This is a genomic window from Mucilaginibacter sp. (assembly GCF_041663085.1).
GTDB lineage: Bacteria > Bacteroidota > Bacteroidia > Sphingobacteriales > Sphingobacteriaceae > Mucilaginibacter.
In genome coordinates this window covers 31,256-46,364 of sequence record NZ_JBAZRC010000005.1, presented here as the reverse complement: position 1 = coordinate 46,364, position 15,109 = coordinate 31,256, and the positions used below count along the sequence as shown (strand labels likewise).

The 15,109-nt window shown below is 41.8% G+C and carries 12 protein-coding genes; 8 read left to right on the top strand and 4 right to left on the bottom strand.

All coding sequences use genetic code 11. The annotated features are described in order from the left end of the window. The first annotated feature begins 25 nt into the window (after positions 1-25). Positions 26-1,390, top strand: a complete 1,365-nt coding sequence (locus tag WC615_RS02980) for an alpha amylase family protein (RefSeq protein ID WP_372976658.1) — start codon at positions 26-28, stop codon at positions 1,388-1,390. Between the two features lie 567 nt (positions 1,391-1,957). Here the strand turns inward: WC615_RS02980 and WC615_RS02975 are convergent. The 3 genes from WC615_RS02975 to WC615_RS02965 all read right to left on the bottom strand — a co-directional run bounded on the left by WC615_RS02975 (position 1,958) and on the right by WC615_RS02965 (position 6,359). Next, on the bottom strand, positions 1,958-2,095 hold the full coding sequence (locus WC615_RS02975; RefSeq protein WP_372976657.1) for a hypothetical protein: 138 nt from the start codon (positions 2,093-2,095) through the stop codon (positions 1,958-1,960). Positions 2,096-2,166: 71 nt separating this feature from the next. Further along, complete coding sequence (locus tag WC615_RS02970) at positions 2,167-3,579, bottom strand: hypothetical protein (RefSeq protein ID WP_372976656.1); 1,413 nt, start codon at positions 3,577-3,579, stop codon at positions 2,167-2,169. A 5-nt stretch (positions 3,580-3,584) separates the two neighbouring features. Continuing rightward, positions 3,585-6,359 carry a TonB-dependent receptor domain-containing protein gene (locus WC615_RS02965; RefSeq protein ID WP_372976655.1) on the bottom strand — a complete coding sequence of 925 codons (2,775 nt, stop codon included), beginning with the start codon at positions 6,357-6,359 and terminating at the stop codon, positions 3,585-3,587. 639 nt (positions 6,360-6,998) lie between these two features. On the opposite strand from WC615_RS02965, the gene WC615_RS02960 reads away from it, so the two are divergent. The 7 genes from WC615_RS02960 to WC615_RS02930 all read left to right on the top strand — a co-directional run bounded on the left by WC615_RS02960 (position 6,999) and on the right by WC615_RS02930 (position 13,899). After that, a complete protein-coding gene (locus tag WC615_RS02960) occupies positions 6,999-8,156 on the top strand; it encodes an ATP-binding protein (RefSeq protein WP_372976654.1) in 1,158 nt (385 codons plus the stop codon). Continuing rightward, positions 8,153-8,527: a response regulator transcription factor gene (locus tag WC615_RS02955; protein ID WP_372976653.1), complete on the top strand. Its 375-nt coding sequence runs from the start codon at positions 8,153-8,155 to the stop codon at positions 8,525-8,527. Before WC615_RS02960 ends, WC615_RS02955 begins: the two co-directional genes overlap by 4 nt. A gap of 196 nt (positions 8,528-8,723) precedes the next feature. Beyond that, positions 8,724-10,169 carry a L,D-transpeptidase family protein gene (locus WC615_RS02950; RefSeq protein ID WP_372976652.1) on the top strand — a complete coding sequence of 482 codons (1,446 nt, stop codon included), beginning with the start codon at positions 8,724-8,726 and terminating at the stop codon, positions 10,167-10,169. Positions 10,170-10,178: 9 nt separating this feature from the next. After that, positions 10,179-11,000, top strand: coding sequence for a universal stress protein (locus tag WC615_RS02945; RefSeq protein WP_372976651.1), 822 nt, complete (start codon positions 10,179-10,181; stop codon positions 10,998-11,000). Between the two features lie 48 nt (positions 11,001-11,048). Further along, positions 11,049-11,888, top strand: a complete 840-nt coding sequence (locus WC615_RS02940) for a universal stress protein (RefSeq protein WP_372976650.1) — start codon at positions 11,049-11,051, stop codon at positions 11,886-11,888. A gap of 48 nt (positions 11,889-11,936) precedes the next feature. Further along, positions 11,937-12,251: a carboxymuconolactone decarboxylase family protein gene (locus WC615_RS02935; RefSeq protein ID WP_372976649.1), complete on the top strand. Its 315-nt coding sequence runs from the start codon at positions 11,937-11,939 to the stop codon at positions 12,249-12,251. A 244-nt stretch (positions 12,252-12,495) separates the two neighbouring features. After that, positions 12,496-13,899, top strand: a complete 1,404-nt coding sequence (locus WC615_RS02930; RefSeq protein WP_372976648.1) for an NAD-dependent succinate-semialdehyde dehydrogenase — start codon at positions 12,496-12,498, stop codon at positions 13,897-13,899. A 254-nt stretch (positions 13,900-14,153) separates the two neighbouring features. On the opposite strand, the gene WC615_RS02925 is transcribed toward WC615_RS02930, so the two are convergent. Then, on the bottom strand, positions 14,154-15,014 hold the full coding sequence (locus WC615_RS02925) for a universal stress protein (protein ID WP_372976647.1): 861 nt from the start codon (positions 15,012-15,014) through the stop codon (positions 14,154-14,156). Positions 15,015-15,109 lie beyond the last annotated feature (95 nt).

The following is a 15,109-nucleotide window of genomic DNA, read 5'->3' as shown; positions in this document are numbered from 1 at the left end:
TTAAACCATACCTATTAAATAAAAGATGAGAGATCAAACCAAATTTAGTTATTTACTTATCCTGCTAATTTATTCTGTTTTTGTATTTTCTTGCAAGCGTAGCAGTGATGACCTGTTACCGCCTACCAAACCGGTTGCCCCTCTGCCTGAAACAACCCGGGGAGATACCGCAATTACTAATCTATTTGAAAAAACTCCTGTTATTGTATGGATTGAAGCAGCAGCTAATTTTTCGCGTTTGGCCACTGCAGAAAAGATGGCTAACATTTTTCAAAAGCTTGTTGATATTGGGGTAAAAGGCGTTGTTATTGATGTTAAGGGTATCCCTGGCTTGGTAAGTTATAACTCAGGCATAGCCACCCAGTTAAAATCATGGAACGGGGGCACACAGGCTGCCGATTTTGATTATTTAAAAAATGCTATAACCGAAGGTAAAAAGAAAGGGCTTAAGGTTTTTGTATCTATGAGCATTTTTGCCGAGGGTATGAATTATGGCGGGAACCGCATTGGCAAGGTGTTTACTGATAATTCGTTTTCTGATATACAAAGCCAGGTAATTACACAATCAGGCGATGTTAAAAAAATAACGGATGTGTACACATATGGGTTATTAAACCCTTTGCAGCCTTTAGCGCAGGAATATGAGTCGTCTCTTATCAGGGAGGTTATCTCTAACTACGATTTAGATGGGTTTGTATTAGATTACTGCCGTTATTATGACATAAGCGCCGATTTTTCAGATTTTACGTTAGAAAAATTCAGGCAATGGGCTAAACTCCCTGCTGTTTCAAAAACCGATATTGTTGCAGAATGGACTACCGTTAACGGTGTGTTAACACCAAAAGTTACCGGGCCGCAATATAAAAGCTGGCTTGAGTTCCGCGCTCAAACCATCCGCGATTTTGTAAGCAAAACCCGCGATATGGTAAAGTCGGTAAAACCACACCTGCCCCTATGCTCATATTCGGGCGCGTGGTATGATTCTTACTATGGTGTAGGCGTAAACTGGGCCAGCAATACTTATGATCCATCTGCCGATGGATATAGTTGGGCATCTCCCAATTATAAAAATACAGGTTATGCAGAATTGTTGGATATGTTTATGACAGGTAATTATACCCCAACATTAACCGGGGCAGGATGGTGGACTGTGCAGGGGGCAATAAATGGTACAAAGCAAGTGTTGAAAAATGCAAATATTTATTATGGCGGGGTAGACCTGGGAAACACCCAATGGAGCAATATTCAAAACATGAAAGATGCTATAAAAATGATAAAGCAGCAAACCAAAGGCGTAATGCTGTTTGATTTAGTGCACATTGATGACGCTTCAACAAATCAATTTCACAAGCAGCTTTATGATGACGTGAAGGAAGCTTTAGCAAATTAATACAATTCCTAATGCCCTTGGTAAATTTATAAGGGGGGGGTGATTGCCAAAAAAACGGTTGTTTTTTGGTAATTGTTTAAATAAGAAATCCTGCAAATTTAATCATTTACAGGATTTCCTATTTTTTGATAATGTTATTAGTGCAGGGTTATGGAATAAAATGGTTATCTTGTTGTTTGTAAATCAATTTTTTATGTATTTTGTTTTCCCATGGGTGCCGACTAGGTAACCTGAAAGATGTTTAATTATCGAGAATGCTTATTTATTATGTAAGCATCGTATTTCTCGGCAAATAATCCAACCGGAAACAATTATTCCGAAATTTTATAAAAAGTTATTTTTTTAGCAAACCGACGCCGATATGAAGTGAGATATGTTGGAACGATAATTTTGTTTCGCCTTTACCAGAGTATTTGCCCTTCATTGGCGAGCCGACCCGAAACACATTGAGATTAATATTATTATCCGGGCCATGATATACGTAAAATTCAGTCCAGTTTAGGGACCGAATTCATTGCTGCGATGATTGAGGCATTTAATGTATGGCCTGTTACAGCTGTATCACCTCTAAAGACAGCCTTTTAACCCATAGTGTACATCAGAAGTAAACAATATATTTACCCCCCTGTGCTTGCTTTTTTGTACGCAGGCGCTTTTAGCTACCAATAGCAATAACAGGATACGTATCAATTTTACTGATCTCATTTTAGCAATTGTTAATAAGTCGATAATGTAAGGGGCTTAACGCTACACGTCAGCCCCTTTAATTCTATAAATTAATGATGGTTACCAGTGCCGTTTACTTGGTAAGCCCCTATATCTCTACCTGGAGGCGTTAACTCTGTTGCCCCAAATTTAGGGTCAATAGGTACATCGCCTTTTGGTGTGAAGCCAGTATATCCTTTACCTATGCATGGCGAAGTCAATTTTAATGCAAAATTATAGGAGCCAACTGTAGCAATGTCTCGTAACCGTGCCCCTGAAGGCAACGGTACCGGGCCATTAATAAATTGCGGATCATTTGTTTTAAGTATAGCAGGGTTAGCGTTATAAACGTCGCCGGGTTTCCAGCCGGAGGGCAGAAAAGTAGATGGCGACGGAAAATCCGTAGCAGGTGCCTTTGATATGGCTGTGCTAACTGACAAAGAAGGATAGATTTGGTTGGCAACAGATATTGAATCGGCATAGGTGAAATTATACCCGTACTTTAAATTTGCCGTATCCGCTATCGGGTTCTGTACCACGCGTAAGCCAAACTTGCAGTTCACCATCAGGTTATTATAAGCCATACCGGCAGCATCCTGCTCAAAGTTGATAGAACCGCCGCGGCCGGCAGCTGCACGCCTGAAACCACAGTTTACAATAGTATTATTATACATACGAACGTTTGATCCGGGCACCCCGGTTAATGCACCCGAATTAGATAACTTAGGGCCGTTAGTAGCAATACCTATACAAACGTTATAAGCAAAATCACCTATGGTCCCGGCTTTAGCATTTAATGCTTCGCCGCCGGTATAACCGCATTTTTCAAAAGTGTTTCTCATGATGGCGATTTTTCCGCCGATGGTTCGGATAGGATCATCTACGCTACCATATAACCATGAGTCTTCAAGGACGAATATGCCGAATGGGTTCTGGAAATAAATAGGGTAAGGGCTTTTTGACAAAACGGCAATATCGCCGCTTGGTGTACCCCCACCAAATTCAATGTGCGCCCATTTTATGATTAGCATTTTGCAGTTAGGGCCGCCTATAATGCCGGTCCATTTACCAACAAACGCCGGGTCTGAAGCAGGATTGGCGCCAATTTGGTCTGTTTTTACAACATCTGGCGAGGTAAAATAAACGGGCTTGGCTTGTGTTCCTAATACTACCATACTGCCTTTTACACCAATGCCATAATTGCCCTTAAAATTAACGGTAACACCTTCCTGCACAGTCAAGGTATCGCCTTCATTCACAATCAGGTTGCCGCATACGTTATAAGTTTTGCCCGCAAGCATTGTTCCTTTTACAGCCAATGATGTGGCAGTACCCGTAGGGATTAAACACCCTTCATCGCTAATTGGTGACGCTATCAGCATAACAGCTTTAGAAAGGTCTTTGTAATCTGCTGTTTTCTTGCAAGCGTTTAGCAATGTTACAACTGTAATAAAAGTAAGGAGAAGATATAATTTGGTTTTCATGATGATTATAATTTATAGCGTATGCCAAATAAGAAATTGGTTTTAAACAAGTCCTTCTGTACGATGATCTTGCTGTTTGCATCCGTTTGTAATGATAGTGGCCTTGCCCCAGGTGCTGATAAATAATTGGTGTAGGATTGATGCAACTCTAAAATGTATGGGGTATTGGTAAGATTATTTACTTTACCGTAAAAGGAGAATTTTTTAGCAAAACGTTTCTCAACGGATACATCCAGCTGTTTGGTTGGCGCTTGCCAGTAATCCAGCCCGTAATAGGGGCTTACCAGGGCTATCCGTGCACCGGTGTAAACAAATGCAGTTTGCACATCCAGGCCAATTTTAGGGTTTTTATAAACCAGCGCGATGTTGCCAATGTGGTTACTCTGCCCCTGAAGCGGCCTGGTTTCTGCCTGTATACGAGAGGTTACCTGCCCCGCATCGGTACGATAGGAGAAAAGTTTATCTGAAGTGATCTTTGATTTGGTGTAAGTGTAGTTACCTACAACGCCAACCGGGCCAAAATATTTAGTTGCTACCGCCTCGAAGCCATAGTTGCGCGCATCGCCAAAGTTCTGCGGAATAAGTGTTTGCGAGGTAACACCTGTTTTTACGGCAGAGAACTCAATCGGGTCCTGGATCTTTTTATAAAATGCGCCTAATAAAACTTCATCAGCATCATGCGGAAATAATTCGTATCTGAAATCAATGTTATCAGCAGTAGTGTGATTTAGACCTTCCGGGTTACCAGATTCCTTGAAAACTTCACCCTGTTGGCCATCGGGAATCAGTTCTGCAAAACCCGGTCTTGCCAAGGCCCTGTAATAAGATAATCTTAAGTTTTGATTTTCTTTTAATTTGTATTTCAAAGCGCCGCTTGGCAAAAAGTCTGTATAGCGGATCTTGCCAGCTTTGTAAGCTACAGCATCCGGTAACTGGGTGTCATAATTTTGTTGGGTATGTTCTACACGTATTCCGCCTAATGCCTCCAATTTGTCGGTTATCTGTAGTTTACCTTGAATATAACCCGCCACCACATTTTCTTTAAAGGTGTAAGTATTACCATCTGGCACGTAAAGCGATGAGCCCGTACTCTTAAATACATATTGCGCACTGTTTATATCAGTAAAAGCCTGTGATGTACTTGTACCCAAAAGTGGCGTTAGGCTATATGAATTGTAGTAGGCGTCTCTGGTTTTATTCCTTTCAACCCCGCCAAATTTCAATTCAAACTTTTTGCCAAATATGTTAAAATTATCAGTTAAGTTTAAATAAGCCGCATAATCCTTATCGCTATTGCGCGTCCAGATACGGTTCATTCCTTGCAAAATATCGGTATTGGTAGATGTTTTGGTAACAGGGTACTCGTGACTAAAATCGGCCTGGTCAGGGATATGATTATTAGCGGTGGAGTAAGCCAGGGACCAGTCAAACTTTAACGCGTCATTCAACTGGTGCACGCCTTGCAAGGTAGAATTGTAAATAGACTGATACTGCCATCTGGACCGTGCCTGAGCATCAACCAGTGAGTTTAGGGCTATGGTGTCACTAATCAAACGGCTTTGATAATCATCTAGGCGAACGAAGATATTGATCAGCGAGATTTTATTCCTGTTGTTGAATTTGTAATCGAATTTGTTGTTGACGCCGATTCGCCTGCTTTGTTGTGAATAACTACGCGATTGTAGCTCAATAAATTGCGGGATATTATTTAAGCCCGGCTGTGCATTTGGCAAAAAGAAGGTAGAGTTATTACCTGTATAGGTATTTTGGAAACTGCCAGAAACTAAAAAACCTAACTTACCATCCTTACCAAAACGATCGCCAAATGTTATACCGAAATTAGTATTTATTGGTGCGCTTTTAGGCGTAAAATTCAAGTTCTTAACTGGGAAATCTGCGGGATTTGCGGCATAGCTGTTGCCATTAATTTCTGCAGGCGAACGTTTATTAATGGACGATCGGTCGAATTGTTGAAAATCCCGGCTGCCGCTAAATACGGCATTGTAGCCGGCTGCAAAATTTGCCTGGAATAGGGTTGTGGCGGGGGCATCTTTCATCACGAGGTTGAGGGTGCCACCAATAGCATCGCCTTCCATAGATGGTGTAAGGGTTTTGCTTACTTCCAATCGTTCCAGCAATTCTGCCGGGAACAGATCCAGTGGAATAAAACGGTTCTTATTATCAGGGCTTGGGATCTTGATGCCATTTACCAAAGTATTGATATAACGTTTTTCCATGCCTCGAATGATAGGATAACGCCCTTCGCCCGAGTTGCTTCTTTCGATTGTTACGCCCGAAACCCTTTGTATGACGTTGGCCACAGTAATATCCGGCGAGATCTCGATATTGTGGGCCGAAACAATATTTACCACCTGGTTTGCATTTCGCTCAAGCGTACGTGCGCGTTTGTCCGTAGATTCGCCATTTGCTATAATGTTCACGTCATTCATTTGCCGGGATTCCGGTTCCATGGCAACGTTTAACGAAGTTTGCTTCCCTGTCTCAACCATTACTTTCAATTCTTTTGTTTTGTAGGACATGAACCGGAATTGGAGGTTATAAACACCAGGGTTAAGATTCTTAAATGTAAAATAACCGTCGAGCTGTACAGGCTGGCTTCTGCCGGTTTCTTTTATCAATACACTGGCACCTATCAGTGTTTCTTTGGAGGTGGCATCCGTTACTTTACCTCTTATCGATTGAGAATATGAGGCCAATGAACAAAGAAGGCCAAAGAAAAGGAACAATAAAAACTTGTTGTACAAGTAAATGTATTTCATATCGGGGTTGTTTTTCTTGCAAATAAACCCCTGGAAATCTGTTTTAAAACTGAACTTTAACCCACTTACAAGACGTTAATAAAAGCATAACATCTTGTTAATAAAAAGGAACCCGGAGAGCGGTTTTGAAACCATGGGTTGACCTTTAAGTGTTATTTTAATTACATTTATTTAACACCCTAAATAACGAAGTTGCCGTCGGTACTGATCTTAGATGCCCTTTACATAAAAGAGCAGGGAAAAGAATTTTTCATAACAGTTAGCTTTAAAGTGGGTGGAATTAGTTACTTCCTAAGCTATAAGCTAAAGGACAATTTATTTGATTATTTTACTGAATCCAACTCACAACAATAAGAAGCTTTCGTGAATATAGTTTGCGAAAGCTTCTTTTGAATTTCAACTGATTGCAGAATTGCCTGGACCTAGAAATTTTAGGCTATTTAAAAGACAGACAATGAGGGTAAAAACTAAGTATCGGTCAATACTGTTAAAGGTATTCTCTAAAAAGTAGTATATAATACTCTTAAAAGTTGTAATTTGTTTGGTATGCAATTTATTATTACATATCTTTAATTTATAATCTAATACAGGCTTCCTTCTTTTTTTAGCTGATCATGAACATGAATTTAAAATTACGTTATGATGAACGAGCTAAATGTACTATCCCTCGAAAGCGAAGCCGGATTTAAAGCTTTATTCAAATATGCTACTATAGGTATCCTTGTAATAAACGGCGAGGGAATAATAGAACTGTCTAACCCTTGTGCTGAAAAATTGTTTGGGTATACAAAGCAGGAACTTGCCGGTCAGCCTGTAGAGATTTTAATACCTGCAAACTTTAGGAAAAATCATGTTCATCACCGGGAGGGTTATTTCCACGAACCCAAAGCCAGGCCCATGGGGTATGGACTCAATTTATTTGCACGCCGAAAGGTAGGGACGGAATTTCCTGTTGAGATCAGCTTAGGGCATTACCAGCTGGACAATAAGCAGCTGGCTGTTGCTTTTATCACAGATATTACCGAACGTAAACGTACCAGCGAAGAGCTGGAGGCAAAAGTTAAAGAGCGAACCCTTGAACTTACACAATCGTTGGAACGTGAAAAGGAATTGAATGAACTAAAGTCACGCTTTGTGGCGATGGCATCGCATGAATTCCGTACCCCATTGAGCGCTATACTGTCCAGCCTGTCCCTTTCGGAGTCCTATATCAGAACAGAACAGGAAGATAAAAGGAAAAGACATATCGAACGAATCAAATCATCAGTAAAAAATCTGACGGGCATTTTGGACGAGTTTCTTTCGCTGGAAAAAGTAGAACAGGGGAAGGTTGAACTTGAAAAAGAACATTTCGATTTGTTTGTATTCGCCAATGATTTGATGGAAGAAGTTGATGGTATGCTTAAGCAAGGGCAACAGATCTGCTTCTCTTATAATGGGCAGCGGGATATTTTACAGGATAAACATATATTAAGAAATATTTTCCTCAACGTATTGTCTAATTCCATCAAATATTCTCAAGAGCACCAAACAGTTCATTTTGACATAGATAATAGTGATCAATTTGTGGTCATTAAAGTGAGGGATGAAGGAATCGGTATCCCTGAAGAAGAGCAAAAGAATTTGTTTAATAAATTTTACAGGGCTAAAAATGCGATAAATATACAGGGCACCGGGCTCGGGCTTGCCATTGTCAAACAATATATAGAGTTATTAGGCGGAAAAATCAGCTTTTTCAGTAAAGCAAATGAGGGAACGACTTTTACGATTAATATTCCATTAAATCAGTATGTATGAAAACGATCTTACTCATAGAAGATAATAACGACATAAGGGAAAATACTTGTGAACTGCTTGAGCTGGAAGGCTATAAAGTCATCCTGGCATTAAATGGCAAAAGTGGGCTGGCATTAGCCCGGGAGTATTTACCCGACCTGGTGCTGTGTGATATTATGATGCCAGAAGCAAACGGCTACGAGGTACTTAACGAATTGCAGGCGAATGTTTCTACCCGGTTTATACCCTTCATTTTTTTGACAGCCAGTGCAGAAAAAAAGGAAGTAAATGTAGGGCTGGAAATGGGTGCCAGCGGCTATATTCGTAAGCCTTTTGACCCCAAGGAGCTTTTTGACGCGATAACAAAATGTTTTAATGATGCCACTTTGTAACTTATAGCCGTTTGGCCCCATCTGCCGTAGACTTCTTAAAACTCCCAATCAGCATCACCATAAGTCTTTACTGTAATCCGCGGTCAGTAAATTACTGATGTGCGCGTTATCAAAATCTGACGTGACCGCCGTCATTGTCCCCATCTATAGATCCATGCAACTTTGTACCTATCAATACGGTATCAATTGAAGTGAAATGGAGATTAAAAAATTATTGCGTTTACCGTTAAAAGTGGCTTTTTCCCTGGCGGGTTTACTGCTGGTTCTGCTATTTGCCCAGCCCCTGTATGCTGTGCCGCGTCTTCAGCAAACCGAGGAGAAAGATCTGGCAGGCGAGATCCGGGTACTGCTGGAAGGGCATAAATTATGGCTCAATTACCCGGTATCAACCAAGCGTTTTTATGAGCAGAAGAGTTATACTCCGCAATGGCTTACCGTTTCGCGCCAGGATAAGGCCTGGGCATCCATGCTATTGTTAGATTGCGTTTTGCAGTTTGGGCTGTCCTATAACGATTACCGTTATAACGAGCATTTGCCAAGCACACTTCATGATATTTTTGAAAAGCCAAACCACGTATCCCTGACCCAGCAGGCGCGTTTCGAGATCATGCTGACGGATGATATGATCACCTTTGTTAACCAGCTGCATTTCGGAGTTCTGAATCCATCGTTTACACCGGGTTTTATTGATAGCACAGATAATGAATTTCGTGCGGAAACTGTCATGGCAAATGTGATGGATCAGGGAAAATTGATGAAAGTATTGGCGGGTGTGCAACCTAAATCTAAAGAGTATGAACGCTTACAGGAGTATCTTAGCTCATCTATCAGGTATTCAGATAATTGTTATGAAATTCCAGAAGGCGAATTGCAGAATGTTGCCATGAACATGGAACGGCTGCGCTGGGCAGCAATTGAAGAAGATAATTACATACTTGTCAATATCCCGGCCTTTAGCCTGAAGTATTATTATGCTGATACAGTTAACGAATTTAAAGTGATTGTAGGGCGGCCTTCAACACCTACACCGCAGCTGCAAAGCCAGATAGAATATATTACAACGGGCCCCGATCGTAAGGTTGCGGCCAGTGTATTTATTAAACAAGTACTGCCCAATGCCCTTAAAGATCACCATTATCTTGAGAATAATCAGATCACTATTTATGACAAGAAGGGTGCATTTGTAAAAGCAGACCGCCGCGTACTTACGTCTATCATCAAAGATCCATCCGGGTATTACGCCAGGCAGGCTGCCGGTTGTGATAATGCTTCCGGGGCTATCTTATTTAGCTTTCCAAATATATATGAAGTATCGATGCATGATGCGCCAGATAAAACTGTATTTGAACAGGCCGATCGGGCTTTAAGTAAAGGCGGTATTAGCATAGCAAATGCTGATAGCCTGGCAGCATTATTATTAAAGAATAGCGGTACCGCTAGCCGGCTAAAAGAAATGCAGGAAGCAATTATATCGTATAAAAAGAAAACGTTTACACTTAATAAAGTAATGCCTGTTAAAGTAGTTTACCTAACCAGCGATGTTTTGAATGGAAAGCTTGTTAGTTACACAGATATATATGATCTGGACCGAAGCCTGCAGTCGATCATGTTTCCAGCAGCAAGGCCACTAAGCATGCGATAACTAACAATTATGGAAAAAATACTGGTTACAACTGACCTTTCTGCAAATTCAAAGCCGGGCATCAGGTTCGCTATGCAACTGGCTAAACAGCGAAATGCGGAGTTGATTATCCTGCATGTTTTTTATGTGCTAAAAGCCACATCCTGGAGTGATAAAACATACAAAACTTATTTTCAAAGGGCAGAAAAGAACATTCAACAAAACCTGTCCTCGTTTATGAAGACTATTGTGCGCGCACCCAACATACCCAAAGTTGCCTTTAGGGTACAGTTAACACATGGTTTAGATACCGTAGAAAGTATTTTGGCTTATGCAGAAAAGGAAGCCATCACTTATATCTGTATTAGCACGCGCGGTGCTGGTATGATCAAAAAACTTTTCGGGACCAATACCAGCGACCTGATCAGGCGTTCCGACCTACCGGTGATAGCTGTACCTAAAACCTGGCGGTTAAAACCTATAAAAAAAGTACTGTATGCAGCCGATTTTAAAGGGTACACCCGCGAGCTTAGGAAAGTGATTGCTTTTGCCGGCCCGATAAACGCCCGGGTAGATATGCTCCATCTCATCCGGAATGACGAACACATCCATGAAATTACATTGGGAAAAGAGTTTAATCATAAAGTGCATGTTGAATACAAAAAGATCAATATTGAAAATACGGTGGTAGAGGGCATTGACGAAGTGGTCAAAGATCAGAAGCCATCAGTAGTGGTTTTCTTTACCCATCAAAACCGATCATTGATAGATAGGATACTATTCCCGGGGAATGCTGAAGAATACTGCTTTTATGGTAAAGTTCCGTTACTAACATTTCAAAAAGCAGATTGAAAACTCACAATTCGGTTCTATTAAAAACTTTACACTAAATTAAAAGTGATGAAAAAGATAAGCGCAGTATTAGACGGATTAAAATTTTCGGAAGCAACGATGAAGTATGCCATCCGTATGGCGGCAGACACAAACGCGCTGCTTACAGGTGTTTTCCCGGAAAGTTATTTATACCACAGCTTTCATCTTTTTGATATGGTTGGCAACCAGGGCATCTCCAAGGTAAAACTAAAACACTTGTTGGAAAAAGATCAGGCAACCCGCCATAACGCCATTGCAATTTTTAAAGAACAGTGCAAAAGGATGGAAGTTGATTGTGTTATTCACAACGATAAAACATTTCCGCTTGAAGACCTGATCAAAGAAAGTATTTACAGCGATCTGTTAATGATTGGTGCCCATGAAACAATGAACAATATCAATGAGGCAGCCCCTACCACGTTTATTGATAACTTGCTTTCCCAAACGCAGTGCCCGGTGATGGTGGTGCCATCTAAATACCAGGATATACAAAAAGTGGTATTACTTTATGATGGCAGTCCTTCTTCCGTTTTTGCTGTCAAGATGTTTAATTATTTACTTCCGTTGCTTCGGGATCTTGAAACAGAGGTGATTTATGTTTCGGGTGAAGATAATCCTAAGGATTTACCCGAAAATAAACTGATACGCGAGTTTATACGCTGCCACTGCCCCCTGGCAAAATATATCATTCTATCGGGCGACCCTGATGAACAAATTGTTGCCTATCTCAAAAATGAAAAACTAAATCCCCTGGTGGTGCTTGGGGCTTACCAGCGTGGCGTTGTTTCCAGGTGGTTTAGGAGCAGTATGGCAGATAAACTTATCTCACAGCTGGCTGTGCCACTATTTATTACGCATTACAGATAGGCTGCATGGTAGCCGTTAAAGTTAACAAACAGCAATTTAAAAAAGCATATGAACGAGCAAACAAACCCTCTGGAGATATTTGAAAAGGAGGCCCCGGAAGTGGCCAGAGCATTTGATCAACTAATTGATGCTTTAAAACAAACTACCGGCCTGGATCCAAAAACAAAACAACTGGTTTATATCGGGATTAAGTCGGCCCTGGGTGATTCGAAAGCGATATCTTATCATGTTGTTATGGCCAAAACCCTTGGCGCTACCCGAGAAGAGATCAGAGACACTATACTAATCGCGCTAACTGTTTGCGGATTGAATGGGGTAGCTAACTGTCTGCCGGCGGCATTAGCTGCTTTTGATCAGGTTTAAAGGAATAATTTGCAAAAAGGAAACTTAAGGCCGTGAGGCGCCTTGCTGCGTTGAGCCTTTCGCTTGGTTTCCTGACCGGGGGCTATTCGCTCCTGAATATCTTTCAATTTCCACCCTTGATCTGTTATTTTATAAGTTCAAATTCAAAAAGAAAAAAGTGAGCAGGCGCATTTACATGGCTGTTCCGTGTCATTCCTACAGGCTAAGCGGTTCTTAAATTTGATTAACTTTTAAAATCAATAAAATGGAAACAGTAGCTAAGGTATCACCGATAAAAACGGTAAACCCATTTAATAATCAACTTATTAAATCTTTCGAAGTAATGACGGATGAGCAAATCAATGCGAAGCTTGCTCTTGCCGATAAAGCCTTTCAAAACTGGAAAAATATGCCAAAAGCGGAGCGTGCGCAGCTCTTGCGCAGAGTAGCCCACCTGATGCGTGTACGAAAATCACAATTGGAAGAACTGGCCACACTGGAGATGGGAAAGCTGGTAAAGGAAAGCCGCGCCGAAGTGGAACTTTGTGCCAATATTTTCGATTATTATGCTGACAACGGCGAAAAGTTTTTAGCGGACAAGCCGCTTGAGACGCCGGAAGGCTCAGCCTTTCTGTGTTATGAGCCGATTGGGGTTTTACTCAGCATCCAACCCTGGAATTTCCCGTTCTACCAAATCACCCGTTCGGCAGCACCCCATCTGATGGCAGGAAATACCATGCTGCTTAAACATGCCTCCAATGTACCACAATGTGCGCAGGTCATGGAAGAAATTTTCTTGGAAGCAGGGTTTCCTGAAGGTGTTTACCAGAACTTATTTATTCCGGGAAACAAAATTGATGTTTTATTGGCAGACAAAAGGATCAAAGCGGTAACGTTTACAGGGAGTGAACCCGCTGGTTCTTCCATTGCCGCGGCGGCCGGTAAATATATAAAAAAATCTACCCTTGAACTGGGCGGCAGCGATGCCTTTGTTGTGTTGGATGATGCTGATGCAGAACAGGCTGCCGAGGCCGCTGTACGTGGCCGGATGTGGAACGCCGGACAGGTTTGCGTATCGCCTAAAAGAGTGATTGTAGAGGAAGGCATAGCCGACCTGTTTATGGAAAAAGTGAAAACTAAATTTGCTGCATTAAAAGTAGGCGACCCAATGGATGAACAAACCGATCTGGCCCCTTTAAGCAGCGAAAAAGCGGTGGAAGATGTAATTAAACAGGTTCAAAAGGCGGTTGAAGAAGGAGCAACGGTGATTGCCGGCGGGCATCGTATCGATCGTCCCGGTGCTTTTATGGAACCCACTATCCTGACCGGCATCCAACCAGGAACGGCAGCCTATCAGGAAGAGATATTTGGCCCGGTGTTTATGTTTTACAAGGTAAAAGATGAGCAGGCTGCCATTAACCTGGCTAATGCCACCGACTATGGTCTGGGCGGCAGCGTATTCAGTTCAAATAACGAAAGGGCGGTTAAGGTGGCCCGTCAGATTGAAACCGGCATGGTGTACATTAACCATGTGACCGGTATTGCACCTGAACTGCCTTTTGGCGGCACTAAACATTCTGGATATGGCCGGGAACAGTCACCGGCAGCAATCTACGAGTTTGTTAACGCCAAACTAATCAGGGTGACGACAGCTGAAAGCGCTTATTAAACCACTTCTATAAACAGATCCGTTACACGCGGATCTGTTTATATCACTATTGCTATACTTTATTAAAATCGATCTGACGTCGTTTATTTTTTATGATGGCAATACTTATCGACTTTCATTTTACTTGCCTTTCTATCAGCTTTATTGTACAGAATCAGCCGTATTACTACCGGAGTGACTTAAACAGCCCCTGGCTTGTTATTTGTAAGAAAATTTTGCAGGCACAGAAATGGACATTGATAACCAGTAATAGTTCAATTACTCATTTTTGACGGGAAGATCAACAATGGTGTGCGTTGCCTGGCTAATGCGGCTTTTGTTTTGCTGCGCGAAAATAACCTGATCATAAACGAGAGTTGGTGATGCAAAAATGCTAAAATAGCAGGCCCATCTTCGGCGGTAAGCTCATTTAATCGGGCAACCAGGTCTTTGCCATTTACTTTCCGATAGTTGAGACCTTGGTAATTGAGCAGTTCAAGCTGCTCTTTAAAGGCCTGCTCTTTAGCCGTAATCTTATCCTCACCTGGCTTGCTCACGTGGGTAATGTGTAGTTGATAGTTCATTAATTTGCCGAGCTTCATTAGGTAACGAATAGCCTTCAGGTCCGACTCGTCGAAGTTCGTGGCAAAAATTATTTTACGAATCTGATAGAGATCTGTTTTAGTGGGGACAACCAATACCGGGCGGCTGGTATTTTTGATCACTGCACTGGTATCAGCGCCGGGCAACGGATCATCAGGATGTTTGGAACGGGCGCCCATAACAACCAGTTCAATATTTTGTGCTTTGATGATTTCCGCTACTTTCATTCCAAGGTCGCAGTTCGAGGATTGGAATTGCACAGTAGGTTTGTGCCCGGCAGGCTCCAGCAGTTTTACGGCTATGGATTCCAGCCCTTCAGTTAACGATTCTAGACCCTGTACGCTGTGCTGCTTGCGCAGGGAGAAATCATCAACATCCCATCCACCCCCGCTTTCGTAGGGCAGGGTGGCATAGTCGATATAGGTATTGAATAGTAGCAGGTCGGTTTTTAGTTTGGCGCTTAGCACTAATCCGGCCTTTGCCGCGCAGGCGGCATTTTCAGAAAAATCTGTCAATGTCAAAATTGTCTTCATATATCTAAGTACCGGTATTTTCGGATTTTGATTGATGATATCTGTCAGGTCATTGGCTGATGGTCGTCATTATTCGCCAGGACCCGGTTGGGTAG